The organism is Streptomyces sp. RPA4-2, from assembly GCF_012273515.2.
In the GTDB taxonomy this organism is placed as follows: Bacteria; Actinomycetota; Actinomycetes; order Streptomycetales; family Streptomycetaceae; genus Streptomyces; species Streptomyces kaempferi.
The window spans coordinates 4,576,997-4,602,679 of record NZ_CP050975.2; the positions used below are offsets into that span (position 1 = coordinate 4,576,997).

At 71.8% G+C, this 25,683-nt stretch carries 20 protein-coding genes, 2 tRNA genes and 2 pseudogenes; 7 read left to right on the top strand and 17 right to left on the bottom strand.

Annotated features, from left to right (window positions below):
- Positions 1 to 105: 105 nt before the first annotated feature.
- The 3 genes and pseudogenes from HEP85_RS20000 to HEP85_RS20010 form a co-directional block, all read right to left on the bottom strand.
- Positions 106 to 980: pseudogene (locus HEP85_RS20000) on the bottom strand (DUF2797 domain-containing protein).
- 111 nt (positions 981 to 1,091) lie between these two features.
- Positions 1,092 to 1,916 (bottom strand): Bro-N domain-containing protein, encoded by an 825-nt coding sequence (locus tag HEP85_RS20005; RefSeq protein ID WP_168528946.1) that lies wholly within the window; start codon positions 1,914 to 1,916, stop codon positions 1,092 to 1,094.
- A gap of 196 nt (positions 1,917 to 2,112) precedes the next feature.
- Complete coding sequence (locus HEP85_RS20010; protein ID WP_168528947.1) at positions 2,113 to 2,565, bottom strand: MarR family winged helix-turn-helix transcriptional regulator; 453 nt, start codon at positions 2,563 to 2,565, stop codon at positions 2,113 to 2,115.
- 97 nt (positions 2,566 to 2,662) lie between these two features.
- On the opposite strand from HEP85_RS20010, the gene HEP85_RS20015 reads away from it, so the two are divergent.
- Positions 2,663 to 3,076 (top strand): DUF1398 family protein, encoded by a 414-nt coding sequence (locus tag HEP85_RS20015; protein WP_168528948.1) that lies wholly within the window; start codon positions 2,663 to 2,665, stop codon positions 3,074 to 3,076.
- Positions 3,077 to 3,223: 147 nt separating this feature from the next.
- On the opposite strand, the gene HEP85_RS20020 is transcribed toward HEP85_RS20015, so the two are convergent.
- The gene (locus HEP85_RS20020; RefSeq protein WP_211118028.1) at positions 3,224 to 3,460 is read right to left on the bottom strand and encodes a hypothetical protein; all 237 of its coding nucleotides are present in this window, start codon (positions 3,458 to 3,460) and stop codon (positions 3,224 to 3,226) included.
- 223 nt (positions 3,461 to 3,683) lie between these two features.
- On the opposite strand from HEP85_RS20020, the gene HEP85_RS20025 reads away from it, so the two are divergent.
- A complete protein-coding gene (locus HEP85_RS20025; RefSeq protein ID WP_248002008.1) occupies positions 3,684 to 4,322 on the top strand; it encodes an RNA polymerase sigma factor in 639 nt (212 codons plus the stop codon).
- A complete protein-coding gene (locus HEP85_RS20030; RefSeq protein WP_168528949.1) occupies positions 4,319 to 5,380 on the top strand; it encodes a CU044_5270 family protein in 1,062 nt (353 codons plus the stop codon). Before HEP85_RS20025 ends, HEP85_RS20030 begins: the two co-directional genes overlap by 4 nt.
- A gap of 150 nt (positions 5,381 to 5,530) precedes the next feature.
- Here the strand turns inward: HEP85_RS20030 and HEP85_RS20035 are convergent, their stop codons facing one another.
- The 4 genes from HEP85_RS20035 to HEP85_RS20050 all read right to left on the bottom strand — a co-directional run bounded on the left by HEP85_RS20035 (position 5,531) and on the right by HEP85_RS20050 (position 8,635).
- The gene (locus HEP85_RS20035; RefSeq protein ID WP_168528950.1) at positions 5,531 to 5,833 is read right to left on the bottom strand and encodes a hypothetical protein; all 303 of its coding nucleotides are present in this window, start codon (positions 5,831 to 5,833) and stop codon (positions 5,531 to 5,533) included.
- Positions 5,834 to 6,722: 889 nt separating this feature from the next.
- A complete protein-coding gene (locus HEP85_RS20040; RefSeq protein ID WP_168528951.1) occupies positions 6,723 to 7,913 on the bottom strand; it encodes a calcium-binding protein in 1,191 nt (396 codons plus the stop codon).
- A 366-nt stretch (positions 7,914 to 8,279) separates the two neighbouring features.
- Positions 8,280 to 8,352, bottom strand: a tRNA-Arg gene (locus HEP85_RS20045).
- Between the two features lie 192 nt (positions 8,353 to 8,544).
- Positions 8,545 to 8,635, bottom strand: a tRNA-Ser gene (locus tag HEP85_RS20050).
- A gap of 393 nt (positions 8,636 to 9,028) precedes the next feature.
- On the opposite strand from HEP85_RS20050, the gene HEP85_RS20055 reads away from it, so the two are divergent.
- Together HEP85_RS20055 and HEP85_RS20060 are read left to right on the top strand one after the other, a co-directional pair.
- On the top strand, positions 9,029 to 9,517 hold the full coding sequence (locus HEP85_RS20055) for an SSI family serine proteinase inhibitor (protein WP_369657775.1): 489 nt from the start codon (positions 9,029 to 9,031) through the stop codon (positions 9,515 to 9,517).
- Positions 9,518 to 9,802: 285 nt separating this feature from the next.
- Positions 9,803 to 14,025 (top strand): annotated as a pseudogene (locus tag HEP85_RS20060) (PAS domain-containing protein).
- Between the two features lie 163 nt (positions 14,026 to 14,188).
- Here the strand turns inward: HEP85_RS20060 and HEP85_RS20065 are convergent.
- The 8 genes from HEP85_RS20065 to HEP85_RS20100 all read right to left on the bottom strand — a co-directional run bounded on the left by HEP85_RS20065 (position 14,189) and on the right by HEP85_RS20100 (position 22,202).
- A complete protein-coding gene (locus HEP85_RS20065; RefSeq protein ID WP_168528952.1) occupies positions 14,189 to 15,865 on the bottom strand; it encodes a long-chain fatty acid--CoA ligase in 1,677 nt (558 codons plus the stop codon).
- A 167-nt stretch (positions 15,866 to 16,032) separates the two neighbouring features.
- Entirely contained in the window at positions 16,033 to 16,596 is a 564-nt protein-coding gene (locus HEP85_RS20070) for a SigE family RNA polymerase sigma factor (protein WP_168528953.1), read from the bottom strand.
- Between the two features lie 196 nt (positions 16,597 to 16,792).
- On the bottom strand, positions 16,793 to 17,983 hold the full coding sequence (locus tag HEP85_RS20075) for a lipid-transfer protein (RefSeq protein WP_168528954.1): 1,191 nt from the start codon (positions 17,981 to 17,983) through the stop codon (positions 16,793 to 16,795).
- On the bottom strand, positions 17,980 to 18,429 hold the full coding sequence (locus tag HEP85_RS20080; protein WP_248002011.1) for a MaoC family dehydratase: 450 nt from the start codon (positions 18,427 to 18,429) through the stop codon (positions 17,980 to 17,982). Before HEP85_RS20080 ends, HEP85_RS20075 begins: the two co-directional genes overlap by 4 nt.
- The gene (locus HEP85_RS20085; protein ID WP_168528955.1) at positions 18,426 to 19,499 is read right to left on the bottom strand and encodes an acyl-CoA dehydrogenase family protein; all 1,074 of its coding nucleotides are present in this window, start codon (positions 19,497 to 19,499) and stop codon (positions 18,426 to 18,428) included. Before HEP85_RS20085 ends, HEP85_RS20080 begins: the two co-directional genes overlap by 4 nt.
- A gap of 1 nt (position 19,500) precedes the next feature.
- A complete protein-coding gene (locus HEP85_RS20090) occupies positions 19,501 to 20,418 on the bottom strand; it encodes a bifunctional MaoC family dehydratase N-terminal/OB-fold nucleic acid binding domain-containing protein (protein ID WP_168528956.1) in 918 nt (305 codons plus the stop codon).
- On the bottom strand, positions 20,415 to 21,578 hold the full coding sequence (locus HEP85_RS20095) for an acyl-CoA dehydrogenase family protein (protein ID WP_168528957.1): 1,164 nt from the start codon (positions 21,576 to 21,578) through the stop codon (positions 20,415 to 20,417). Before HEP85_RS20095 ends, HEP85_RS20090 begins: the two co-directional genes overlap by 4 nt.
- Positions 21,579 to 21,896: 318 nt before the next feature.
- Positions 21,897 to 22,202: a hypothetical protein gene (locus HEP85_RS20100; protein WP_168528958.1), complete on the bottom strand. Its 306-nt coding sequence runs from the start codon at positions 22,200 to 22,202 to the stop codon at positions 21,897 to 21,899.
- 372 nt (positions 22,203 to 22,574) lie between these two features.
- Between HEP85_RS20100 and HEP85_RS20105 the strand changes: the two genes are divergently transcribed.
- Positions 22,575 to 23,462 (top strand): bifunctional DNA primase/polymerase, encoded by an 888-nt coding sequence (locus HEP85_RS20105; protein WP_168528959.1) that lies wholly within the window; start codon positions 22,575 to 22,577, stop codon positions 23,460 to 23,462.
- A gap of 178 nt (positions 23,463 to 23,640) precedes the next feature.
- Here the strand turns inward: HEP85_RS20105 and HEP85_RS20110 are convergent, their stop codons facing one another.
- The gene (locus HEP85_RS20110) at positions 23,641 to 24,144 is read right to left on the bottom strand and encodes a hypothetical protein (protein WP_168528960.1); all 504 of its coding nucleotides are present in this window, start codon (positions 24,142 to 24,144) and stop codon (positions 23,641 to 23,643) included.
- 636 nt (positions 24,145 to 24,780) lie between these two features.
- Between HEP85_RS20110 and HEP85_RS20115 the strand changes: the two genes are divergently transcribed.
- Positions 24,781 to 25,437, top strand: a complete 657-nt coding sequence (locus HEP85_RS20115) for a hypothetical protein (protein ID WP_369657776.1) — start codon at positions 24,781 to 24,783, stop codon at positions 25,435 to 25,437.
- Positions 25,438 to 25,683: the final 246 nt, after the last annotated feature.

The window sequence follows — 25,683 nt, forward strand, 5'->3', positions numbered from 1 at the left end:
TCGCCCACCATGGTCGTAGGTGTCACCGCCGGTCCACCCCCTTTCCCCAAAGAACCCCGAGGAGGCCGACTCCTGACCTCACGCTCCCGGCCGCCGAGCGCCCCCTCAGAACAGCCCGTCCTGCACCACGGCGTCCTCCGCCTCACGGAACTCCCGTACGGGTACGGTGAATCCGCTCGCCCCCGCGGCCAGGTCCCACCCGGTCATGAGCCGGGTGTCGAGGACGACCACTCCCCTCGCGGTCGCCAGATGCAGATCGGGGCCGGCGGCCGCCACCAGCTCACCGCTCACCGCGCCGCCTCCGGTCAGCTCGCTCACGGCGCCCACGGCTGCCGGGACTCCGTCGAGCCCGAACACCTCCACGTGGTCGACGGCCCGGAACGGCGCCCGCTCCAGGGAGTCGGGCCAGCCGTCGAGCTCCGCGACGCGCGCGTGCAGTTGCCGGATCTCCTCCAGCCGCTCGGCCGCGTCCGGCAGCGCCGACCGCACCCTTCGCTTGTCGGCGTACCGGATCCGGTCCGGCACCCCGAGCGCGGCCCGCAGCAACTCCTCGGTCCGCCGCGCGGCCATCAACGGCCCCTCCCCCAGCCAGCTGAAACAGAGGGCTCCCTGCTCCAGCAGTCGCGCCGAGCCGCGTGCCGAGCCGGTGATGCCGACCTTCACCATCCCCGGTCCGAACCAGGCGAGATACACGCGGTACGGACGCGGGTCGTCGGCCATCGTGTCGGCGGCCACGGAGTGCGCACGGTCCAGGCGCGCGCACTCCTCGCACCGGGCCCCCGTACTGCGCCCCGAGACGGCCGCCCGCACGGGGCACGCGTTCCCCCGGGCCCCCACGCACGCCCGGCCGCCGCCGTCCGCCACGGTGAAGGCGACACGCTTCCCCGTGGTCAGCGCGCTCTCCCGCCCGCCACCCCACACCAGCACGGGACCGCCCGCCTAAGCCACCGCAGACCCGAACATCTCCACGTCTGTGCCATCACTCACGAGCGTAGGCGCTGCCACTGACAACGCGCCCGGCCCGCCCACGCCCACCCTCGAACTCCTCTGCGCGTACGCCTCTGCACGTACGCACCGCTCCCGCGGAGTCATCACCGGCGGCTTCTCGCCCCGGCCCCCGCCCCCATCCGCCCGGCGATCCGGTCCAACGACTCGGCCATGCGTCCCAGGGCGGCCGCCATCGCGTCCTGGCTCCGGGCGATCATCTCCTGTCTGCGCCCGATCACCTCCTGGCTTCGCGCGAGCGCGTCCTGGCCCCGGGACACGGCACGCCGGCCACGGCCGGACTCCCGCAGCGGCCGGTTCGGCTCCGCGGCCGGCCTTTCGCACCGGGCCGCCGGCCGGTTGCCCTCGGCCGCCGATCTGTCGCGCTCGGTCACCAGGGCGTTACGCACCGCCGCCCGCGCCGCGAGTGCCTCGTCCGCCAGGATGTTCCGCCCCTCGAGCCGTACGAGGGCATCGGCGACCTGCTGAGGCACGGCGTAGGCGACGCCCCCGTCGGAGGCGGGTTGCACGGGGGCCGGTTCGAGGGCGTGGCAGCCGTCGCGCTGGATGCTCACGACGGCCTCGGCCGCCCACGCCTTGAAGGGCTCGCACTCGGGCTTGGCACACCCGTTGACGAGCCTGACGAGCCCCTGCAGATTCACCATCGTCATCGACTTCTTGAGTCTGTGACCTGCGATCCTGCTCAAGGCGTCCGCGCCGTGGACGCTTCGCGCAAGGTCCTCCAGACTCTGCCGGCACTCTGCCGCGACATGCCGGAGAAGGGCCTGGCGGGTGTTCGTGTACCCGAGGACCCTGGCCACGTCCGCCGCCGGAAACCAGTGCTCCCCGTCCGCCGACGTCACCCTCCGCACCCGCGCCCCGGTCGCCGCGAACACGAAGTCGTTGATGTCGATCGCGTCCTGCTCGTACATCGAGCATCACCTCCACGCCGGAAATTAGGCGAGGAAGCATGCAACTCCCGTAGAAATCAATGATGTTCACCCAATAGGCGACAGAAGGATCGATTCGGCGCAAGTGCCCCACCCCAAAGGCCCGCCGGCCGGACCGGGCCGGCACGTCAGGTGGGCCGGAGACCCCTTCCGGGCGGGAAGGGTCCGAGGCCGGGCGTCACGCACCCGGCGCTCGGCCGCCGGCTTCGTGTCGGCGCACCTGCTCGATGAGACGGCGCAGGGACGCACGGGCACCGGCGATCTCTCCCGGCGGAATGTCGGCGGCGAATGTGCGGTGGACCTCGTCGGCGCGGGCCGTGATCCCGTTCAGCACGCGACGACCGTCGGGCGTGAGGGCCAGGAGCGGCGAACCGCGGTGATCGGGATTGGGCCCGAAGGCGGCGAGGCCCTCAGCAACGAGATCGTTCGCGACGCGCTGGACCCCTTGCCGGGTGACGCCGAGGCGGCGGGCCGCCTGTGCCACGGTCTGCGAACTCCCGGAAACAGCGCTCAGCAGTTGCCAGCGGGCTTGCGTCTGCCCCTCGGTCGCGGCGATCGCCTCACCTGACCTGCGCAGGAGTCCGGCCGCCTCGAACACGTCCGCCACCAGCAACGCGATCTCGTCCGGCATGCCACACCCTCCTCAATTGACAACATGTTGTCACTCTGTGAACCTACTGTCAGTATAGGAAGCGAAGGCCTGCCCGATCACCCTCCCCGGAGACGCCATGAACACCGCGACCGACCGCCTGCGGGCCGCCTTGGACCGCGCCGCCGCCATCCGCCCCAAGGAGGGCGGGTTCCCGTATCTCGCGGAAGCCCTGCGGCAGGCCGGGGTCACCCGCTGCCGGATGGCCGTGCCGTCGAACACCATGCTGTACCTCACCGACGCCGGACCCGTCGCCGTCCAGAGCGAACCCCTGGTCGCCGGCATGGTCGACGTCACGCCGTTCGACCGCCGGGCGCTCCTCACCGCACTCCGTGTCGACCAGGCAGGCGACAGCACGTTTCCCGAGTTCGTCCAGGGCTGCTGGGAGGCCGGCGTCGTCCGGTACGACGTCGACCTCGATGCGCGACAGTGCGTCTACTACGGAGCCGACGGCGACAGCTACACCGAGACCTACCAGGCCGTCGAGATCTGACGAGCCGCGTCTCGGACACCCCTGTCCGTACGGCCCGGAAATATCCGTACGGCCCGGAAACGCGAGAGGCCCCGGATCCCTCCGGAGCCTCTCACCTGTGTGCACTCGGCAGGATGCGAACCCGCAGCCTGCTGATCCGCAGGACCGTCAGTCCGTGGGGCGGGGCAGTACGGCGAGGGCGGTGCGGGCTATGTCCGCCAGCCTCTCCTCGTCCGCTCCGGCTTTACCCAGCGCTTCGATGCCGCGCAGTACGGCGAGCACCAGCGCGGCCAGCTTTCCGGGGTCCGCGTCCGCGGCGAGGTCGCCGTTGCGCTGGCAGGCCGCGATGTCGTCCTCCAGCAGCACGCGCAGCGCCTCGACGACCGCCCGCGCCCGCTCGGCCACCGTCTTGTCGTGTTCAGTAGTTCGAGGGTGAACTCATCAAGAGGATCCACGTCTACGTGGACCCGGATTTCGCCAACACGCATGCCGAAGGGGTGGCTTGCGGCAAGTCGGTGCAGGACAGCATCGCCACCCTGTAGTCACCAGCCTCTCCCACTCCAGCCGCGGCCCCGCCCGAGTGACCTACCTCACGGGAACTGCCCCGGTACACCTGACAGGTACCTGTGTGAAGCAATCCATGCGAGCTCGTCTGCGAGCCGGCGATCCAGAAGCCTTCCGCCAGCTTTTCCAGGAACTGGGCCAGGCGATCTACGCGCACGCCTACAGAGCCACGGGCGACTGGTCGGCGGCCGAGGACGCGGTGTCACTGACGTTTCTGGAAGTGTGGCGTCTGCGGGAGCGACTGGAGGAGGGGGACGAGAGTGTCCGCCCCTGGGTCTACGGCATCGCCACCAACGTCCTGCGCAACCGCGGACGTTCAGCGCGCAAACACCAACTGACCCTGGCTCGCTTCCCCGCACCGGACACCGTGCCGGATTTCTCCGACGAGGTCGCTGAACGCATCGACGACGGTGAAAGACTCGCGGCGGCCAGAGCAGCGGTGACCAAGCTGCGCCGCGGTGACCGCGACGTCTTCATGCTGTGCGTCTGGTCCGACCTCAGCTACACCGCGGCATCCGAAGCACTCGGCATCCCGGTCGGCACCGTGCGCTCCCGGCTGTCGCGAGCACGTACCCGTCTGCTCAAACTGACGGAGCAAGAACTACGACGCGCGAAAAAAAGAGTGGAACCCCCTGCGGACTTCCGACAGATACAGGGCGACCGCACACCCGCGGTCCGGTCGATACAGGAGAAAGCTCGATGAACGCTCCGAAGAATGGTGAAGAGGTCGAGCGCCAGGAGCTGTCCCACCTGCTGCCGCGCCCCGGCACACCTGGTCTCTCTCCCGCCCGGTCTCAACGTCTCGAGGAATATCTGATGCAGGAAGTCACCCAGATCGGCGCGCAGGCGCAGCCGTCTCCCGCCGCGAAGCGCGGTATGCCGCGCTGGAGCCTGATCGCCGCGCCGGTCGCGGCCCTGGCCGTCGCCGCGGCCGTCGCCGTCAACGTCACCGGCGCCGGCTCGACCCCCGACGACGACAGCGTGGCCATGGCATCGGTCATCACGGTGCAGCCCGCCTCGGCCCACGGCGCCACGGCTTTCCTGAGCCAGGTCGCGGACGCGGCGAGCAAGCAGAAGACCCCGTCCGTGGGCGCCCACCAGTTCATCTACGTCAAGAGCAAGGTCGGCTTCACCCACCAGATCAAACAGCGCACCATCGGCGGTCCCGCCAAGCTCGACGCCGTCCACCAGCGCGAGGTGTGGCTTGCTGCCGACCCCTCCAAGGACGGCCTCATCCACGAGGGCGGCGAGAACATCACGATCCACAACAGCGGCGCCGGCGTGGTCAACCCCGACGAAGCGTCCCAGCCCCCGAGGCCGGGCACCGTCCCCCAGATCGCCTCGCTGTCCACGAACCCCGACGCGCTGCTGAAGCAGATCTACTCCGCCACCCGTGGCGAGGCCCCCGGCAAGGACGCGGCCGCGTTCAACTGGGTCGGCGAGACGGTGTCCGAGTCGATCGTCCCCGGAGACGTGGCTTCCGCCATCTGGCGGGCCGCCGCGAAGATCCCCGGCGTCGTCCTCGTCAAGGACGCCACCGACGCGGCCGGCCGCCACGGCGAAGCCATCGCCCACGTCTCCAACGGCGAGCGCACCGAGTACATCTTCGACCGCAACACCCACCTGTTCCTCGGAGAGCGCAGCTACCTCATCAAGGACACCCCGATGGGCAAGGCAGGCATGCTCACCGGCACCAGCGCGGTCCTCTCCCGCGCCGTCGTGAACAAGATGGGCGACCTTCCCGCAGGCACCCGCGCCTGACCCCCGCACCACCCAACCGGCTGACCATCACCCAGCAGCCGGGCGGACCCGTCCCCCGACCGACGCCATTACGGCCGACTGCGCCGCGAAAGGCCGGGCACACGGCGATGCGCAGCCGGCCCATCGATCGGGCAAGTGAGGGGCACGCTTCTAGTCGTCGAGCCATGGGCCTCGGGTGATGTGTCTGTGAAGTCGCTCGTCCAGGCAGCTCAGGTGGGCCCAGACGAACTGTGTGCTCTGTTCCCCGGCCCGCGTGATCGTCAGTGTGACGCCATCACCGGAGAGGCCGACGTCGGTGGTTTCCATACAGAACGCGCAGCTCATTCGCTCCTCGGTGGTCATCTGGCGAATGTAGTCCGCGATGTGCGGATCGAGTTCGGTGCAGGGCTTGGACCGGAGCTGCTCCAGGTCACCGACATGCCGGCGTCCGCCGACTCCCCACGCCTGTCCCATCCCGTCTGCCGTCGGCCCAGACTCCGTGGAACGTGGTTCAGGATGTCGCGCGGCGATCGGCAAACCCTCTGACGCCAAGGGCGGTACGGGCCAACACCGTTGCTGCACTTCGCTGCTGTACAGCGCGGAAACGCAAGAGGCCCCGGACCTGCGGCTCGCTCGTGAAGTCGTAACCTGCCGGATCAGCCGGACGCCAGATCCGGCCCGCCAACGACAGACAGGTCTTGAAGGCGGTCCTGCGCGAGCGACCCTGGGTTCACATCCCACACCCACCGCGCAACAACACGGCCCCCTGACCGGACGAGACGGTCAGGGGGCCGTGTTGTCGCGCGGATGGGGCACGGGCAGCTTCTGATCCGTAGCTCCAGCCGGATCTCATCAAGGGGAATCGCCCTACCAGTGGTCGTGGTGATCGCAGCGCCAGCCGTACTGGTGACGCTTGATTTTGGTGGGGCGCCACCAACCCCGCCCGGGCCCGGCCAGCGATACCGCTGAAGCCGACACTTGCGCCGCCCGACGACCAGTGACACGCCAGAGGCCCCGGTCGCCCCACCTTTGAGATCTGTGAACGTCATTGGTCACGACACGCCGATCCTCTGCTGAAGAAATTCCCCGCTACGTCAGAAAACGGCCCGGGGGCGACAGAGCGACGGCACACAAACGCCGGCGTCGCGCAGGTAATGAAACCTGATAAATGAACATAAAACGTGGCGAAACGCTGCACTCTGCATCCTGTCCCGGGAGACGGCTCCGCGTTCGAGCAGGCTTGCTCTCCTCGGTCGGACAAAGTGTTGAAACGGGCCTCGTGCGTGGGTCGCCGCTGCGGCGAGGGATGTGCCGGGGCCCGTTTCTGATGTTCGTCGATCAGGTCGGAGGCGTGTGGGGTGGGTCAGAAGCAGCCGGGTCCGGTGGAGGGGTTGAAGCAGGCGTTGGTGCCGGGGCCGCCGTCGTTGGTGTTGGTGCCGGGGCCGCCGAAGAGCGCGTCGTTGCCGGGACCGCCGAAGAGGGCGTCGTTGCCGTTCCCGCCGTTCAGGGTGTCGGTGCCGTTGCCGCCCTCGATGCGGTCGTTGCCGTCGCCGCCGGTGAGGGAGTCGTTGCCGTCGCCGCCGCAGATGATGTCGTTGCCACCGCGGCCGTCGACCACGTCGTTGCCGCCGAGACCGAAGATCACGTCATTGCCGGGAGTGCCGATCAGGACGTTGTTGCCGTTGGTGCCGGTGATGGTGGGCGTGGCGGTCGCGCAGGTGGGGGGCGCCGGCTCGTAGGTGATGGTCACCTGGGCCGGCCCCGCGGCGGGAGCGGAGGTACCACCCGTTGGGACGCGGTTCGACGCACCGCCGCCACCACCGGGACCGAAAGCGGGAGGAAAAGAAAGACGGTTGCAGCCTCCGCCGCCGCCTCCGCCGAACCAGCCGCCCCCGCCTCCGCCCGCCCCGAAGTTGCCTCCGCCGTTGCCGCCCGCACCGCCCGTGCCCGGAGTGCCGGATGTACCACCGGAACCGGGGCATACGGCTCCGCCTGCGCCGCCGGCTGTCTGGGTTCCGCCGCCTCCGCCCTGGCCGCTGTTCGTTCTGCTGCCGCCGGCACCCCCGGTGATTCCGGCGTCTCCGCCGGTGGCCTCCGGGTTGAGGAAATTGGTGGGGACGCCGCTTCCTCCGCCGCCTCCGCCGCCCGCGACGATGAGGCGGGGGTCAGTGCCGGGGACGCCGGTCAGGGTGCAGCCGGGGCCGGCCGAGCTGCAGGTGCGGACATCACTGGAACCGCCGCCGGCACCGCCCGTAGTCGCCGATCCGCCGCCGGCGCCCCCGCCCGTGCCGACGTTGACATAGAGGGTGGTGGTGCTCGGCGGCACGGTGACGGTGCCGGTGACGGTGGCGCCGTTGCCTCCTGTGCCGCCGCTGGGACCGTTCTGGCCTGCGGCGCCGGTGGCGGTGACGGTCAGTTGGGTGACGCCGGACGGGACGGTGAAGGGCTGGTCGGCGCCCGCGTTGAAGGTGACGGTCACGGGCACCGCCGCCGCGGCGGGCGTGGCCGAGGGCACCACCAGGGCCGCCGGCAGCGCCACCGTGGCGAGCAGCACGGCAGCACGCCTGGCCGGACGCCTCCGCTCACCCGCGGCTCCGGTGCCACGTCGATGAAGAATGGCGTGTTGCAGGGTCGGTCTCACGATGGGGACTCCTCGACAAAGAGCGCGGCACTCAGCACGTGCCACGGTCGTCGGTTGGTGTTCAGGCCCCTGCCGGGACCGCCCGACGATCAAGCCACAGCCACCCTGCGCGGCCGTACAGACACACCGTCATACCGCCCGCGATCAACCGACCAGACGCTGCCGGTCCCCTCTTGTCGCCTGCTACGACCTTGCGCTGCCGGGATGCCGGGATGCCGAAATGTCATCCGCAGACGTCAAAGGCCCCGCCGGGCGAACCGGCGGGGCCTTTGAGCTGTGTGCACTCGGCAGGATTCGAACCTGCAACCTTCTGATCCGTAGTCAGATGCTCTATCCGTTAAGCTACGAGTGCTTGTTCTCTTGTTGTACCGCTGTCTCGCTTCCGGGCTTTCGACCCGCTCGCGGCGACAGGAAGAACATTACATGACTGCCGCCGCCATGTGAAATCCATTGGCCGCACCCCTTGTGACCTGGGCAAACACGCTTCCGTGGCCGGTAACGCCGAAGCCCCGGTCCAGAGGGACCGGGGCTTCGGATCTTGCTGCGGAGGCGGAGGGATTTGAACCCTCGATGGGCTTTAAGGCCCAAACCGCATTAGCAGTGCGGCGCCATAGACCGGACTAGGCGACGCCTCCAGCACTACCGCCCGCGCGAGCGCGAGTGGTGCGTTGCAGATGATGACACAGCCGGGTGGGCTGTCACCAATCGGCTCCTACGGTACTAGGCAGGCGGGCCGCAGAGCAAAGTCCCCCAGGCCTCGGGGCGTCGCGCAACCGCGTGGGGCGCGGGGCGTTAGTCAGGTCATGTCGCGTCGTTCCGCCCCCACCCCTCGGTCCTCCCCCGTCTCTCCGTCCTCCCTGTTCTCCCCCTCCTCCTTGTTCTCTCTGCCCTCCCTGTCCCCCCTGTCCCCCCTGTCCTCCTTCGCCTCTCTGTTCTCTCCCGGCCCTCGCTCCTCTTCTTCCGTCTCCCCGCGGCCCTCTTCCGTCCATCGGCCTCCCCTCACCTCCCGGCTCGCGGTCGCCGCCGCCGTGTCCGTCTCCGCCGTGCTGTCCGCCGTGCCCGCCGCCGCGCACGCCGACACCGCGCCGGGAGAAGGCCCGCACACGGGGGCCACGCGCCCGCAGGAACCCCGTACGGGGGCCGCCCCCGCCGTTCTGATGCCCCCGCCGGTCCGCGCGGAGGACTCCGGGGACCGGCTGACCGTCACCGTCCGCCACCTGGGAGACACCGACGGCCGGACGTACGAGCTGCGGTGTCATCCGGCCGGCGGCAGTCACCCCACCCCCGAGCAGGCGTGCGAGACGCTCGACCGGCGGACGACCTGGGGGAAGGACCCCTTCGCCCCCGTCGCGCCCGGCACCCTCTGCACGATGCTCTACGGCGGTCCGGCCACCGCCCATGTGACCGGGACCTGGGCCGGCCGGCCCGTCGACGCCCGGTTCGACCGCGCCGACGGGTGCCAGATCGCCCGCTGGGACGCCCTGGTGCCGCTGCTGCCTGACACCGGCGGGCAGTGACGCGGTGCCGCTGCCGGACACCGGCGGGCCGCGTCGCGGTGGCCACTGCCGGACCGCACCGGCCCCCCCGACGGGGGGCACAGCAGGATCATGGCCGGGGGAGGGCGAAATGCACGCTCACAGGTTCTACGTCTCATCCGCGTCGGTTCTGCGTGCGACCTCCCTCTCATCCGGCATCGCGAGCGCAGCCTCTGCCCGTAGACTCCCTCGCGTGACACGCTGCGGGCAGGTTGGCAAGATGGCCCTCGCGGTCGGCAAGGTGCGGTAACAGGGAGGAAGCGTCTCGTGAGCAGCAGGCCATCCCGAGGCGCTGCTCGCCTCGCAGCCATACTGGACGCCCTGCCCGACGCGTTGGTGCTGGTCAACGCCAATGGGACCGTCGTCAACGCCAACACCATCGCCCTGGAGGCCTTCGAGGCCCCGGGCACCGCTCTGGTGGGACGGGGCCTGCTCGATCTGCTTCCGCAGTTCGACTCGCGGCTGATCCCCGGGTCCATGCGCAGGCCCGACACCATCGACGAGCGCGGGCGGACCAAGCCGACCCGGATGGTCGCGCGGCGGACCGACGGGAGCGAGTTCCCGGTCGAGGTCACCAGCGCGAATCTGGAGGACGGCCAGCAGGCCTACGACAGCCACGGCTACACCGCCGACGAACTGCTCATGCTCGTCGTACGCGACCTGTCGGGCACCGTCGACACCGAGGCCGAACTCGCGCGCTCACAACGCCAGACCGAGATGATCCTGCGGGCCGCGGCCGAGGGCGTCGTCGGGACGGACACGGACGGGCGGGTCGTCCTGGTCAATCCGGCGGCCGCCCAGATACTCGGATACCGGGCCAGCGACCTCGGCGGCCAGGACCTGCACTCCCTCATCCTGCACTCGCGCGCCGACGGTGAGACCTTCGCGTACGAGGAGTCCCCGCTCGCCGACACCCTGCGCTCCGGACGCAAGCACCGGGTGCGCGGGCAGGTGCTGTGGTCCAAGTCCGGGGACAGGGTTCCGGTCGACCTCACGACCGCTCCGGTCCGGGACGGGGACCAGCTCGTCGGCGCCGTGATGACCTTCACCGACCGCCGGCCGTACGACACCCTCGTCGAGGAGAAGGACACCGAGGCCACCCGGCACGCCGAGGAACTCGCACGGATCGCTGAGGAGCACGCCGAGGAACTCGACGCGCTGCGCGAACGGCACGCGGCCGAGCTGGCCGAGGTGGGCGAGCGGCACGAGGAGGAACTCGCCGCGGGCGACGACCGGTACGCGGCGCTCGGGGAGCGCGAGAAGGACCGCTACGAGGCGCTGGCCGCCCGGCACGACCAGCTGCTCGCCGTGCTCGGGCAGTCCCTGCGCGGGCCGCTCGACCAGCTGCGCGGCGAGCTGTCGAAGCTCGCCGCCGACGACGCCGGTCAACTGTGGCCCGAGGCCAACCAGGTCCTGCACCACCTCGCCGCCGGCTACTCGCGGATCACGACGCTGGTCGACAACGTGCTCGGCTACCAGCGGCTCGACTCCGGCGCCGAGCAGATCGTCCGTACCAACGTCATGCTCGACGCGGTCGTCGCGGCAGGTGTCGACGGCGCCGTCGAACTGATCGGGCCCGGACGCGTGCAGTTCGCCGTGCACGCGCCGCCCATCGAGGCCCAGGTCGACGCCGGGCTGCTGGCGAGGGCCCTCGCGCACCTCGTCGCGGACGTCGCGGGCGTCGACGCGACCGGCAACACACCGGTGTCCGCGGGCGGCTACATGGACAACACCGTCGTGGTCGCGGCGGCGCAGCGCGGCGAGGTCGTACGGATCGAGGTGCGCGGGCCGTACGCCGGGGGAGACCCGGTGCACGAGCCGATCGTGCGCGGGATCGTGCGCGCGCACGGCGGTGTGCTGCAGACGCACGAGGTGCCCGGCATGAGCGGCAGCGCGTTCGTACTGGAAGTGCCCATCGGCACCGGCGCCGGGTCGGTCGCGCCCCCCGTCACGGCGATGCCGCAGATCGAGGCACCGGCCTCCACCGGCGCCGAGATCGCGCTGCCCGAGCAGGCCTCGCACCAGGGTGGTGGCAGGCGGCGGGCCCGGCGGTCCTCCGTGGACGCCTTCCTGGAGAGCGAGGTCGCGGCCGCGGAGCCGGTGGCGCCCGAGAGCGGCGCGGTCGCACCCACCGGACGGCGCCGCCGGCGCACGGCCGGTGAGCAGGACACCGGCGAGGCGTCCGTGCCCGCGCAGGGGTCCGGCGCCGAGCTCTCCGGTGACGACGGCTCCGGTGGTACCGGCCGCCGGCGCGGACGGCCGAGTGCCGTCGAGGACGCGGGTGACGGCGGGACCGAGGCCGTCTCGGAGGGCGCGGTCGTCATGGCGGGCGAGCACGGGGCGGGGACCGCGGCCGTGGGTACGGGGCTGGGCGGGACGGTGCCTCCGCAGGGAGTGCCCGTGCCGTCCGGGTCGTCCGGATCCGGGTCGTCCGGGCGGCGTGCCCGGCGCGACGGCGAACAGCACGCGCTGCCGGCCGCGCTCCCCGTGGCCGCCGGCGCCCCGAACACTCCGGGCGCGCAGGTCGCGACGAGCGCATCGGGCGACCAGGGGCTTCGCGAGGCCGGCGGGTCCGCCGAGGGTTCCGGTACGCAGGCCGGTGGGCGGCGCCGGCGCGCGCTGGCCGCCGCTGCCGAACGCGCCGCGGCCGCGCAGGAGACCGGTGCCCGTCCCGTGTTCGCGCTGCCCCCCGCGGACGCGGACCGCTCACCCGAGTACATCCAGGCCCAGCAGGCACAGCAGGCCCAACTCGCCCAGCAGCGGCTCCTGGAGCAGGGCGGTGACGCGGGCGCCGGGTACGACCACGGCGACGTAGGCCGTCACGACGTGATGTCCGCTTAAGCTCGGCCGACGAGCACACTCCGCCCCAGCCGCATCCCGCTTCCGGACCGTCGGGTAGCGCCACGCACAGCAGGCACCGGCCCAGCCGGGCACGATCCCGCCGGGTGCGATCCCGTCGCCCCAGGTCCAGTCGGCGCCGGTCCAGCGCGGTGCCCTCCCGCCCGGCCCGATGGGCGCACCCGCGCAAGGCGGCGTCCCGGCGCAGTCGCCCCCCGTGCCGGGGTTCCCCGCGCAGGCCCGGCCCGCCGCTGCCGCCGCGCCCGCGGCCCTGGCCTGGCTTACCCCGAACACCGAGGACACCTCCGGTGCCGGGACCCCCGCCGCCGTACGGCCGGGCGCCCCCGCGGCCCCGGTACCTCCCGCCGTGGCCGCCCCCCGGCCGCAGCCCCGACCGGAGAGCCCCGCACCGGGCACGCCCCTCCCGCCCGAACTGCCCGCGCAGCCCCCAGGCCCAGCCTCCGCTGCGGCCTCAGCCGCAGGCGCAGGCACGGATCGCCCAGCCGCTGCCCGCCGAGGCCGCCGCGCCCGTCGACCCCAACTCCACGCAGGGCCGGGCGATCAGCGTGCGCACGCTGGGGCAGGGTGTCCCGTTCGCCCGCCAGGCCGCCGCGAACGGATCGCAGGCGCCGGCGCAGGCGCAGTCGGCCACGCCTCCCCCGCACCAGACGAACGGCTCCGGCCGCCGCCGCAAGCTCGGCACGCCCCCGGAGCCCGTCGTCGAGCGCCCGGAGACCGCGGCCCGTGCGCACCCGACGGCCGGTCAGGCTCCCGGGGGCCGGCTGCCCGGCGCCACCGACGGTGCCGGACGTTCGTACGCCATAGGAGCGCCGGACAAGAACGCCGACGAGGGTCCCGAACCGCTGGACGGTCCCGGCGGCGCCGTCGAGGTCGCCGACCAGCCGCACCCACGGCCCGTGGACGACGAGCTGCCGCCCGAGCCGCTGGACAACCCACGCCGGCTGCTCGTGTGGCCCGCGCCGGACGTGACGACCCAGCAGGCGCTCAGCGACCGCGGGTACCGGCCCGTCATCGTGCACTCGCGCGAGGAGGTCGACGCGCAGATCGCCGCGTTCCCGGCCGCGCTCTTCGTCGACCCGCTGACCGGTCCGATCACCCGCACGGCACTCCAGTCGCTGCGCCAGGCCGCCGTCGCCGCCGAGGTGCCGGTGCTGGTGACGGCCGGACTCGGGCAGGCGACGCGGGAGGCGGCGTACGGCGCCGATCCCGCCGTACTCCTGAAGGCCCTGGCGCCCCGGGACTCCGAGCAGCACCCGCCGCGTGTGCTGCTCATCGAGGAGCACGCGGAGATCGCGCTCGCGCTGACCTCGACCCTGGAGCGGCGCGGCATGCAGGTCGCGCGGGCGTCCACGGACGAGGACGCGGTGACGCTGGCCTCGCAGCTGCGGCCGAACCTGGTCGTGATGGATCTGATGCAGGTACGGCGCCGGCGTGCCGGAATCGTCGACTGGCTGCGGGCGAACGGGCAGTTGAACCGCACCCCGCTCGTCGTCTACACCGCCGCCGTCGACCAGGCCGAACTGCCGCGGCTCGCCGCGGGGGAGACGGTGCTGTTCCTCGCCGAGCGTTCGACCAGCGCCGAGGTCCAGGACCGGATCGTCGACCTGCTGGCACGGATCGGCACCAACTGACCCCGCGCGCCGGGCTCCGGCGCGCGGGGGGCCACCGCATCCGTACGGAGCCGCGGCGTGCGTACGGGGCGCGGCGTGCGTACGAAGCGCGGCGTGCGACGGTGACGACCAGTGCGTCTGCCGGGCGGGGAGCCGCGGAGGCGCCCGCCCGGCGCACGGGGGGTCAGAGCCTGGTCACGTCCAGCTCGCCCTCGGCGTACTGCCTGCGCAGCACCTTCTTGTCGAACTTGCCGACGCTCGTCTTGGGGACCGCCCCGATGATCGTCCAGCGCTCGGGGAGCTGCCACTTGGCGATCCTGCCCTCGGCGGCGAGGAAGGCGCGCAGCGTCGCGAAGTCGGCGGTGGAGCCCTCCCTGAGGACGACGGTGGCGAGGGGGCGCTCGCCCCACCTGTCGTCGGGGACGGCGACGACGGCGGCCTCGGCGACGTCCGGGTGGGACATCAGCGCGTTCTCCAGGTCGACCGACGAGATCCACTCGCCGCCCGACTTGATGACGTCCTTGGCCCGGTCGGTGAGGGTCAGGAAGCCGTCGTGGCTGATGGTGCCGACGTCACCGGTCTTGAGCCAGCCATCCTCGCTGAACTTGTCGGCGGGCCGGAGAGGCTCGGTGCCCTGGCCGCCGTAGTAGGCGCCGGCGATCCACGGACCGCGCACCTCCAGCTCACCCGCGGACTCGCCGTCCCAGGGCAGCCGTTCACCGCCGGGGCCGGTGAGACGGGCCTCGACACCGGCCGGGAATCGGCCCTGGGTGAGGCGGTAGGCGAACTCCTCCGCGGTGCCCACGACACTGGCCGGCGGCCGGGCGACGGTGCCCAGCGGGGACGTCTCCGTCATGCCCCAGGCGTGGCAGACCCGCATCCCCAGCGTGTCGAAGGCCTCCATGAGCGACGGCGGACAGGCCGAGCCGCCGATCGTGACCTGAGTGAGGGAGGAGACGTCCCGGGGCTTGGCGTGCAGTTCGCCGAGCAGTCCCTGCCAGATGGTGGGGACGGCCGCGGCGTGCGTCGGCCGCTCGGCCTCGATCATCTCGGCGAGCGGCGCGGGCTGCAGGAAGCGGTCCGGCATGAGGAGGTTCACGCCGGTCATGAACGTGGCGTGCGGCAGCCCCCACGCGTTGACGTGGAACTGCGGGACCACGACGAGCGAGGTGTCCTCGTCCGTGAGGCCCATCGACTGCGTCATGTTGACCTGCATGGAGTGCAGGTAGATCGAGCGGTGGGAGTAGACGACGCCCTTGGGGTCGCCGGTCGTGCCGGAGGTGTAGCACATGGCCGCGGCGGCGCGTTCGTCCAGCTCGGGCCAGTCGTAGGCGGTCGGCTTCCCCGCGATGAGCTCCTCGTACTCGTGCACCCGCACGCTCGCTCCGGCGAGCAGGGAACGGTCGCCGGGACCCGACACGACGACGTGCTCCACCGTCGGCAGCTGGGGGAGCAGTGGTGCGAGCAGGGGCAGCAGGGAACCGTTGGCGATGATCACGCGGTCGGCGGCGTGCTGGACGATGAACACCAACTGCTCCGCGGGGAGGCGGAGGTTGAGGGTGTGCAGGACCGCGCCCATGGAGGGGATCGCGAAGTACGCCTCGACATGTTCGGCGTTGTTCCACATGAGGGTCGCGACACGGTCGTCGTCCGCGACCGCGAGGTCCTCGCGCAGCGCGTGCGCCAGCTGGGCCGCGCGGGCACCGATCTCGGCGTAGGAACGGCGCTGCGGCTCTCCCTCACCCGTCCAGGTGATCACCTGTGATGTGCCGTGGATGGCCGACCCGTGGGTCAGGATCCTCGAGATCAGCAGTGGTACATCCTGCATCGTGCTCAGCACGGCGTCCTCCCGGGGCGACATTGCCTACGCGGTGGTAAGGGTTGCGCTGATTCTGCGCACATACCGCGCGGTATGTCACTAGGTCCGGGTGATCGATCAAGTCACAGGGGTCGGACGGCCGTGGAGACGGCCACGGAGGGGACCGTAGGAGGCGGTGACGGAGGGGACCACGGAGCTCCGGTCCGGGGTCAGCGCACGGGCTCCAGTTCGGGATCCTCACGCAGCTTGCCCAGCGCCCGCGACACGGCCGACTTCACCGTCCCGATGGAGACGCCGAGCACCACCGCCGTCTGTGCCTCGCTCAGGTCCTCGTAGTACCGCAGGACGACCATGGCCCGCTGCCGCGCCGGCAGCTTCATGATCGCGCGCCACATCGCGTCACGCAGCGCCTGCTGCTCGGCGGGGTCCCCGGCCGGCACGCCATCGGGCTCCGGCAGCTCGGCGCACACGAACTCGTCGACCTTGCGCTTGCGCCACTGCGACGTACGCGTGTTCAGCAGCGCCCGCCGCACGTAACCGTCGAGCGCCCGGTGGTCCTCGATCCGCTCCCACGCGACATACGTCTTGGTCAGCGCGGTCTGCAGCAGATCCTCCGCGTCGCTCGGGTTGGGGGTCAGTGACCGGGCGGTACGCAGCAGCACCGGCTGACGAGCCTTCATGTACGACGCGAACGACGGGTAGGACGGGTACGACGGGTACGGGAAGGTCCGCGTCGCGACGTTCGCACCGCTGGTGCAGACGGGTGTGGTCATGACTCCACGCTAGGAGTGACCCCTACTCCTTCGGATCGGCCGGAGGTCCCGAAGCGATGTCCCCCTCAGGTTGTAGGAGGGGGGCCGGCTCCACCTCCTGAGGGTGGACGAGCGGCACCCACACCCTGAGGGTTCACCCCTGAGAGACCCGTACGGCGGTGGCATGGCGGCCGCCGCACCGGCCCCCGGAGTGTCCTCACGAGACCCCGGGCGCCCGTTCCTCCCCGTCCGCCCCCAGGATCAGCCCCGAGGTGGGAACTCCGGTACCCGCGGTGACCAGGGTGCGGCGGGCACCCCGTATCTGGTTCACGGACGTGCCCCGCAGCTGCCGCACCGCTTCCGCCACCCCGTTCATCCCGTGCAGATACGCCTCCCCGAGCTGCCCTCCGTGGGTGTTCAGCGGCAGGCACTCCGCGGCGACGAAGTCCGCGGCCTCCCCCGGCCCGCAGAACCCGAACTCCTCCAGCTGCATCAGCACGAACGGTGTGAAGTGGTCGTAGAGGATCGCCACGTCGATGTCCGCGGGGGTCAGCCCCGAGGTCCGCCACAGCTGCCGGGCCACCACTCCCATCTCCGGAAGCCCGCTCAAATCGTCCCGGTAGAAGCTCGTCATCTGCTCCTGTGCCCGGCCGGCACCCTGGGCGGCCGCCGTGATCACCGCGGGCGGGCGCGGCAGATCCCGGGCCCGCTCCACCGAGGTGACCACCAGCGCCTGGCCGCCGTCCGTCTCCTGGCAGCAGTCCAGCAGTCTCAGCGGCTCCACGATCCACCGCGAGGCGGCGTGCTCGGCGAGGGTGATCGGCCTGCCGTGGAAGTACGCCGCCGGGTTCGTCGCCGCGTACTTCCGGTCCACCACCGCGACCGGGCCGAAGGCCTCGGGTGTCAGCCCGTACCTGTGCAGATACCGCTGGGCCGCCATCGCCACCCAGGAGGCGGGGGTGAGCAGCCCGAACGGGAGGGCCCAGCCGAGCGCCACCCCCTCGGCCGACGGCTCCCGCTCCCGCACCCCGGCGCCGAATCTCCGTCCCGACCGTTCGTTGAACGCCCGGTAGCAGACCACCACCTCGGCCACGCCCGCCGCCACCGCGAGCGCCGCCTGCTGGACGGTCGCACAGGCCGCGCCGCCCCCGTAGTGGATGCGCGAGAAGAAGGACAGCTCGCCGATCCCGGCCGCCTGGGCGACGGTGATCTCCGGGCTGGTGTCCATCGTGAACGTCACCATCCCGTCCACGTCCGCGGGTGTCAGGCCCGCGTCGTCGAGCGCCGCCCGCACCGCCTCCACGGCGAGCCGCAGCTCGCTGCGCCCGGAGTCCTTGGAGAACTCGGTGGCCCCGATCCCGACGATCGCCGCCCGCCCGCCGAGGCGGTCCCGCGTCCGTACGCTCATGCCGCGCCCCCGGCCGGGAGGGTGACCGTCACCGTCGCGGTCACATGTCTGCCGATGCCGTTCGCCCCGACGACCCGGACCGTCGCCGTGTCGCCCGAGACCTCCTCGACCGTGCCGGTCAACACCATCGTGTCGCCCGGGTAGTTGGGGGCTCCGAGCCGGATGGCGACCTTGCGCAGGACGGCGTCCGGTCCGAAGTGGTCCGTGATGTACCTGCCGACCAGGCCGTTGGTGGTCAGGATGTTCATGAAGATGTCGGGGGATCCCTTCCGCCGCGCCAGCTCCGGGTCGTGGTGCACGTCCTGGTAGTCCCGCGAGGCGATGGCGCCGGCCACGATCAGCGTGCGCGTGACCTCGATCTCCAGCGGCGGCAGTTCGTCACCGGGCTTCGTCCTCGGTGGATCGTCGGCGCGCTCCGTCCTCGGCGCGTCCTCGTCGGCCGTCATGCCCCTCCTTCGCCGCGCACAAGCAACTCCCCCAGCTCCTGAAGCACTTCGTCCCCGCATCCCAGATAGGCGTCCAGCTGCCGGCCCCACAGGAAGTGCCGGTGCACGGGGTGCTCCAGATCGGCTCCGGTGCCGCCGTGCAGATGCTGGCCCGTGTGCACGACCCGTCGCCCCGCCTCGGAGGCCCACCAGGCGGCCGTCAGGGCGTGCGTCACGTAGGGCAGCCCCTCGTCACGCCGCCAGGCCGCCTCGTACGCCGTCACCCGGATCGCCTCGGTGTCCAAGTACGCGTCGGCCGCCCTGAGTTGCACCGCCTGTTTGGTGGCGAGCGGGCGCCCGAACTGCTCGCGCGTGTTGGTGTGCTCCACCGCGCGCGCCAGCGACCCCGCGCACACTCCGGCCTGCAGCCCGGCGAAGGCGGTCCGGGCGGTGGCGAGCACGTCCGCGTGGACGCCCTCGGTGTGCCCGTCCCGCTCCCGTACCGTCCCCGCGCCCAGCCGCTCGCCCAGCCGTTCGCCCGGAGTGCCGTCGAGGGTGAGCCGTCCCGCCGACCAGGGCGCCGTCAGCTCGACCGGCTCGCACCGCGCGTCGACGGTCCGCACCAGCCACAGCCGACGCCGGTCGTCGGCGACGAGCACATGGGTGGCGTCCCGCAACCACGGCACCACCGGGACGGCGCCGCTCAGCCGCCCCGAATCCGTCGCGCGGACCGGTGACGGCGGGGAGACCGCGCCGCACACCACCACCGTCCCGTCCCCGATCCCGGGCAGCAGCCGCTCCCGCTGCTCCGGCGAACCGTGCGCCGCCACCGCCAGCAGTCCGTACACACCGCTCGCCGCGAACGGCACCTGGGCCGTGGTCCGCCCCTGCTCCTCCAGAAGGAGCACCAGACCGAGGAGCCCGGTCTCCGCCACGGCTCCCATCAACCCAGCCGCGCACAGCGCCTTCCACAACTCGGCGTCGCCGCCGGTCCCGGCGGCGGACAGCCGCTCGTGCGTGGCGAGGTCCCCGAAGATCCGGGCGGCCAGGTCGCGAGCCGCCGCCTGCTCCTCCGTGGGCGTGAAGTCCATGTCAGCGCTCACCCCCCTCGGTGCCGTCCGCGGCCCGGAAGACCGGCAGGACCACTTCCTCGTCGTACCACTCGAACTCGAGCCGCACCGGCATCCCGATCCGCACCTTGTCGTACGGCACCCCCGTCACGTTGCTCACGATCCGCACGCCCTCGGACAGCTCGATCAGACCGACCGCGTAAGGAGGATCGAAGGCCGGGAAGGGCGGGTGGTGCATGACGACGTACGAGTAGACGGTCCCCTCACCGCTCGCCCCGACGGTGTCCCACTCCGGACAGCCGCAGGCACCGCACCCCGGCAGCCAGGGAAGGCGCAGCGTCCCGCAGGCGGCGCACCGCTGGATCAGCAGCTCGTGCCGGCTCACGCCCTCCCAGAACCCGGCGTTGTCCCGGTTGACGACCGGCCGTGGTCGGGCGCTCCTCGGCCTGCCCTGCGCCGGGGCGTACTTGAGGATCCGGAAGCGGTGCGTGCCCACGAGCTCGCCGGCCGACCGCACCTCCATCCGGGTCGTGACGAAATACCCCGTGCCGAGCCGGGTCTTCTTACGCTCGGAGACCGATTCGATGACGGTGTCGTAGGTGATCTCGTCCCCTGGCCGCAGCGGCCGCAGGTACTCCTGCTCGCAGTCGGTGGCGACCACCGAGGTGCACCCGGCGTCGTCGAGCAGTCCGAGCAGATCGTCGAACGGGCCCGCGCGCCTCACCTGTCCGGAGAGGCCCCCCATCGTCCACGCCTGGAGCATCGTGGGCGGCGCGATGGCGTCAGGTCCCTCGTACGCCGGATTGGTGTCGTCCATCGCCTCGCACCAGTGCCGGATCATCGGCCGGTTGACCGGGTCCCTGCCGGTGCCCGCGACGGTGGCCACCCGGCCCTCGTACTCCTTGAGCCGCGCCGTCGGCCCGGCCGGTGCGCCGCTCACCGCCGCCCCCTCGTCATCCCCAGCCGCATGGTCGCCACGATCTCCCGCTGCACCTCGCTCACCCCGCCCCCGAACGTGTTGATCTGCGCCGCCCTGTTCATCCGCTCCAGCTCGCCGTCCCCGAACACCCCCGGTGAACCGGAACGCACCAGCGCGTCGGAACCCACGATGTGCTGACATATGCGATACGTCTCGACGGCCGATTCCGTTCCCGCGACCTTCACGCCGCCGGCGTCGCCCGGCGCCAGGCGACCGGCCCCCACATCCGCCACCAGACGCCAGTTGAGCAGGCGTGATGCCGCCAGCCGCGCGTGCGCCTCGGCCAGCCGCGAACGCACCCAGGGCTCGTCAACCCGGCGCCGCCCCGTCACTGGATCGGGTGTGCGCGCCGCTTCCAGCGCGGCCGTGTAGAAGTCCTCGGCCTGCATGCCGATGGCGGCGAGGGCGACGCGCTCGTGGTTGAGCTGGTCGGTGATCAGCTGCCAGCCGCGGTTCTCCTCGCCGACCAGCCGGGAGGCGGGGACGCGGATGCCGTCGTAGTACGTGGCCGTGGTGGTCAGGCCGCCGACCGTCTCGATCGGTGTCCAGGAGAACCCGGGATCGTCCGTGGGGACGAGGAGGATGGAGATGCCCCGGTGCCGGGGCGCGTCGGGGTCGGTGCGGCAGGCGAGCCAGATCCAGTCGGCGTGCTGGGCGTTGGAGGTGAAGATCTTCTGCCCGTGGACCAGGAAGTCCGTGCCGTCCCGCTGCGCGCAGGTGCGCAGCGCGGCCAGGTCCGTTCCGGCCGAGGGCTCCGAGTAGCCGATCGCGAAGACGAGGTCGCCGCTCAGGATGCGCGGCAGGAAGTACCTCTTCTGCTCCTCGTCGCCGTACTTGATGAGCGTCGGACCGACCGTGTTCAGCGTGACCATCGACACCGGTGCGCCGGCCCGGTACGCCTCGTCGAAGAACACGAACTGCTCGTCGGCGCCGCGCCCTTGTCCCCCGTACGCGGTCGGCCAGCCGATGCCGAGCAGTCCGTCGGCACCGATGCGGCGCAGCAGCGCGCGCCGGCGGTCGGGCTCGCGGGCGGGCGGGGGCCCTTCGGGCATCAGGTCCCGGAAGTACGCGCGCAGCTCGGCGCGCAGCCGTCGCTGGCGCTCGGTGGGGGCGAGGTGCACGGCGGCGGCCCTCCCGGACCTCGTACGGACAGGGGTTTCTGACTGTCCGTCAGATGCCGTGTGCTGTCAAGGTCGGCGGAAGGGGCGGGCGCCCGGCCGGCGGGAGCCGTCCGCCGGACGCGCGCAGTCGGTGCGCGGCGCCCGCGCGGGACGTGCCGCGAGGTGACGGGACGGAGGTGGTGGACGTGCGCGGGAACGCCGAAACGCCTGCGCGACGGTACCGAAGCACCGTCGCGCAGACGTGTTACGACCCCAGGAAGCACGCCCCCGCGAGGGAGGCCGGACCGATGAGCCCGACGGGGGCTCATCGGCCGGCGCTCACCAGAGCTTGGTGAAGTGGACGACGGTGGGCGACTGATTGATGGCTGTGAACGCGGAGCCGTTCACCTGCGCGGTATTGCTCTGGTTCGAGGCGCCGGAGCCCACCGCCTGCTGCTGCGTGGTCGAGGAGTTTCCACTGTTGTCGCGTCCGACCCCGCTGCCGCTGACGGTTGCCACGCCCGCGTTCGATCCGCTGTCCGAGATCGCGCCGTTGTCCGCCGCCGCGACACCCGTGAACAGGGCGGCGGCGAGGGGCAGGGCCGAGACGGCGGCGAGAACGCGGGCGGTACGGATGCTTGCCATGTGAGTTCCTCCATGAACCGGATGTACGGACCGGCGGTGAGCCGGGTGGTACGTGGGATACGGCTTGCTCCGAGGTGGCCGGCCGACCGCCCCGTCACTGTTCACGACGTCGCGAATCCAGAGTTGCCCACCGAATCCCCGGCGAACCAGCCCGGAAGCCACGATTCCCCCTCAAGCGTGAGGACAAGTCGATAAACCCTCTTCGTGACATCAAAGCCGCAGCTCAACGTGGATCGGACGACTCGAAACCGGACGCCGCAAGGGCTGAAGCGTTTCGCCATATTTCCGCCCCAGGCCACCCAGAGCCCCCACTCCGCGCTCCCCGGCCGGCGCACTCTTCCCTTTTTCGAACACTCGTACGAACATGGAGTCATGGCCACCATCGACCGGCAGGCCACGACCGTGGCCCTGGCCCATGCCCTGTCCGCCGCCGAGCGCGGCCTCGCGGTGATCCCGCTGTCCCGTACGAAACTCCCGGCCCTGCGCTCACCCCACCGCGCCGACCCCGACCCGACGACCCCGCCCTGCCACGGCGAATGCGGCCGCTTCGGGCACGGCGTGTACGACGCCTCCACCGACCCCCGACGCATCCGCGCGCTCTTCGCCGCCGCCCCCTGGTCCACCGGCTACGGCATCGCCTGCGGCCTCGACCCGCACCACCTCATCGGCATCGACCTCGACACCAAGGCCGGCACGGACTCCTCCACCGCCCTGCGTGAACTGGCCCTGCGCCACCTGTTCACCATCCCCGACACCGTCGTCGTCGTGACCCCGAGCGGCGGCCGCCACCTCTGGCTGACCGGGCCACCGGACGTCGTCGTCCCCAACTCGGCGAGCCGGCTGGCTCCCGGCATCGACATCCGCGGCGCCGGCGGCTACCTGGTCGGCCCCGGCTCACGCACCGAACACGGCGTGTACGGCACGGCGCCGGGCACCGCCCACCTCGCGCCCGCGCCCTGCCCGGGTGAACTTCTGCGCCTGCTCACGCCCCCACCCCGTACACGCCACCGCACGCCTCCCACAACCGGCCATCAGGGCGAGGGACTGATCCAGTTCGTCCTCGCCGCCCACGCGGGCCAGCGCAACACCCGCCTGTTCTGGGCGGCTTGCCGGGCCTACGAGAACGGCATCGGTCCCGACCTGACCCCCGCCCTCGTGGAGGCCGCCGTCCGCACCGGCCTCACCGCACACGAGGCCCGCTCGACGATCGCGTCGGCGTCCCGGATGTCGTTCCGGCATCCCGGGCTCCCACGGAACTGAGGCGCGCGCCAGGGATCACGCGTCCCTGGGGTGCCGTCCCTGGGGCGCGGCCGCTGGGGTCCTTTCACGGCGCCGGCCCGCACCACGCTCTCCTCCGGCCGTACGGTCGAGATGACCGGACTTAGGTTCCGCTCGGCCGACGGCGGGACGGGGGAGGTGGCGGGGCCTGGCGTTCGGATCAGGTGCCGCCGAGATTCATGACCAGGTTGCCGGTCCGCGCCTGACCGTTCTCGATCGTCTTCTCACTGTGCCAGCCGACCTGCACCGAGTACGACGCCGATCCGTCCGGCACCCCCCGCACGACGATCGGGAACACACAGGCCGAGTAACTGTTGTAGGCACCGCTTCCGAGAGACCCGGTTGCGACGACCCGGCCCGCCGAATCACGGACGGTCAGAAGCGCGCCCTTGTCGATGTCGCTGAACTCGTGACTGCCACTGCAGGTCCCCGAGGCTCCGAGGTTGCCCGTGATTCGTACCTGCCCCACCAACGTGAACGCGTGGTCGCCTCCGCGCCCGGACAGGTTCCACGCCAGCGCGACGGCACCGGAACCGACCACAAGGCCGGCAACCGCCGTCGCCACCAACACGCCCCGGAACCGATGCCCCCGTGCGGGCTCGGACGGTGCCGGCAAGGGGGCGGGCTGCGCAACGGCCCCTTCGTCGAGCGATTCGTCAGGCATACCCGCAGCATGGCATCGAGGGACAGCCCCGTGCGTCACAGTCACATCACAGCAGCGGGCCGCCCATCTTGCCCTCCGGCAGGGGCTGTTCGGCGGAGGAATCGTCAACAGGCCTGTGCGCGTTCCGGTTGACCGAGGGCCCGTGAATCCTGGCCGCGGGCCGGCCGCACGCGCGGGTCGAGGGCGGGACTCAGGATCTTTCGGCGATCACGGCCGCCAAGGTCTCCGCCGCGGCCGAGACGGGACAGGCACGCCCGCCGAACCGTCGTCATCGTGGTCGTGCCCGCCACGTGCCCCCCGGTCGTGAGCACGCCCGTCGAACCTACGGCCTGCTCCACCAGCCCCGCCCTCGCCGCCGTCGGGGATGTACTCCTGCCGCCTGGACTTTCCCTGTCGTCGCGGTGTGTTGGCCTCCTGGTCCTGGGGTTATCTGTTCAGCTGCCCGGGGTCGCAGGAACCTGAGTGACACCTCTGCGCGGCCCTCTCACCGGCTGTGCTCCGCCCGCCGCGAACACTCATCGGTGCGGGCGGGAGCACCTCTTTGGTCTCGAGGAGACAGACACCCCCATGTCGGCACACGTCAGAACCCTCTCTGAACGCCCGTCCACAGGTCGAGTACGACGCGCGTCCTTTCGGATGCTGGCATCGTCGGTCGCGGTGGCCATGGCCGGTCTCGCCGGTCCGCTGCTGGCGGCCACACCGGCGCAGGCACAGACCGAATGCGGTACGGCTTCCGGCGGTGGCACGACCGGGATCAACATCCAGACCAGCGGCAATGTGGTCACCTGCACCTACACGATCACCGGCGACAGCGGCGGCGAGTTCGTGTTCACCGCACCGGCCGGGGTCACCCAGTTGACCGGGATCACCGCAGTGGGCGGTTCCGGCGCGAACGGTACGAGCGGCCCGGGCGGGGCCGGCGGCCAGGTGACCGCGAGCTCACTCACCATCACCCCGGCTCAGACGCTCCGGCTGGAGGTCGCCGGTCGCGGCTCCGGGGGCGGCGGCGGTTACAACGGCGGCGGAGTCGCCGGTCCCGGCAACGGAGGCGGGGGTGGAGGCGGCGGCGCGACCAGTGTCCAGACCTGTGCTGCGGGCAGCTGCACCTCACCGGCACCCCTCCACCGATCCCCGCCTGCTCGTCGCTTCGGGCGGTGCCGGAGGCGGGGGCCGGCAATCAAGGCGGCGGCGGAAGCGGCAACGGTCCCGGCGGAGTTCCGGGAACGACACAAGGCGGCAGCGGCGCCTTCGGCATCGGCGGCGGTGGAGGGGCGGCAACAGTCCGGGCGGTAACGGCACCACCAGTGGCGGAGGGGCTGGGGGCAGCATCTTCGGCGGTGGCAACGGCGGCTCCGCCGCTCCCTACTCGGCGGGCGGCGGAGGCGGCGGAGCATTCGGCAGCGCCGCTCCCGGCGGCGGAGGCGGCGGCAACAGCCCGGGAACGGCCGTCAACGTCGGCAACGGCACCTCGGGAAGCCTCGGACAGGGCGGCAACGGAGACACCTCCACCGGCGGCGGAGCTATGAGGCGGCTGGTGGG

What these genes read in the sequence shown, in the direction of transcription:
- HEP85_RS20005 (WP_168528946.1), bottom strand. Translation starts at nt 1,916, where the DNA reads ATGTACGAGCAGGACGCGATCGACATCAACGACTTCGTGTTCGCGGCG.
- HEP85_RS20010 (WP_168528947.1), bottom strand. Translation starts at nt 2,565, where the DNA reads ATGCCGGACGAGATCGCGTTGCTGGTGGCGGACGTGTTCGAGGCGGCC.
- HEP85_RS20015 (WP_168528948.1), top strand. Translation starts at nt 2,663, where the DNA reads ATGAACACCGCGACCGACCGCCTGCGGGCCGCCTTGGACCGCGCCGCC.
- HEP85_RS20030 (WP_168528949.1), top strand. Translation starts at nt 4,319, where the DNA reads ATGAACGCTCCGAAGAATGGTGAAGAGGTCGAGCGCCAGGAGCTGTCC.
- HEP85_RS20035 (WP_168528950.1), bottom strand. Translation starts at nt 5,833, where the DNA reads ATGGGACAGGCGTGGGGAGTCGGCGGACGCCGGCATGTCGGTGACCTG.
- HEP85_RS20065 (WP_168528952.1), bottom strand. Translation starts at nt 15,865, where the DNA reads ATGTCGCCCCGGGAGGACGCCGTGCTGAGCACGATGCAGGATGTACCA.
- HEP85_RS20070 (WP_168528953.1), bottom strand. Translation starts at nt 16,596, where the DNA reads ATGACCACACCCGTCTGCACCAGCGGTGCGAACGTCGCGACGCGGACC.
- HEP85_RS20075 (WP_168528954.1), bottom strand. Translation starts at nt 17,983, where the DNA reads ATGAGCGTACGGACGCGGGACCGCCTCGGCGGGCGGGCGGCGATCGTC.
- HEP85_RS20080 (WP_248002011.1), bottom strand. Translation starts at nt 18,429, where the DNA reads ATGACGGCCGACGAGGACGCGCCGAGGACGGAGCGCGCCGACGATCCA.
- HEP85_RS20085 (WP_168528955.1), bottom strand. Translation starts at nt 19,499, where the DNA reads ATGGACTTCACGCCCACGGAGGAGCAGGCGGCGGCTCGCGACCTGGCC.
- HEP85_RS20100 (WP_168528958.1), bottom strand. Translation starts at nt 22,202, where the DNA reads ATGGCAAGCATCCGTACCGCCCGCGTTCTCGCCGCCGTCTCGGCCCTG.
- HEP85_RS20105 (WP_168528959.1), top strand. Translation starts at nt 22,575, where the DNA reads ATGGCCACCATCGACCGGCAGGCCACGACCGTGGCCCTGGCCCATGCC.
- HEP85_RS20110 (WP_168528960.1), bottom strand. Translation starts at nt 24,144, where the DNA reads ATGCCTGACGAATCGCTCGACGAAGGGGCCGTTGCGCAGCCCGCCCCC.
- HEP85_RS20115 (WP_369657776.1), top strand. Translation starts at nt 24,781, where the DNA reads ATGCTGGCATCGTCGGTCGCGGTGGCCATGGCCGGTCTCGCCGGTCCG.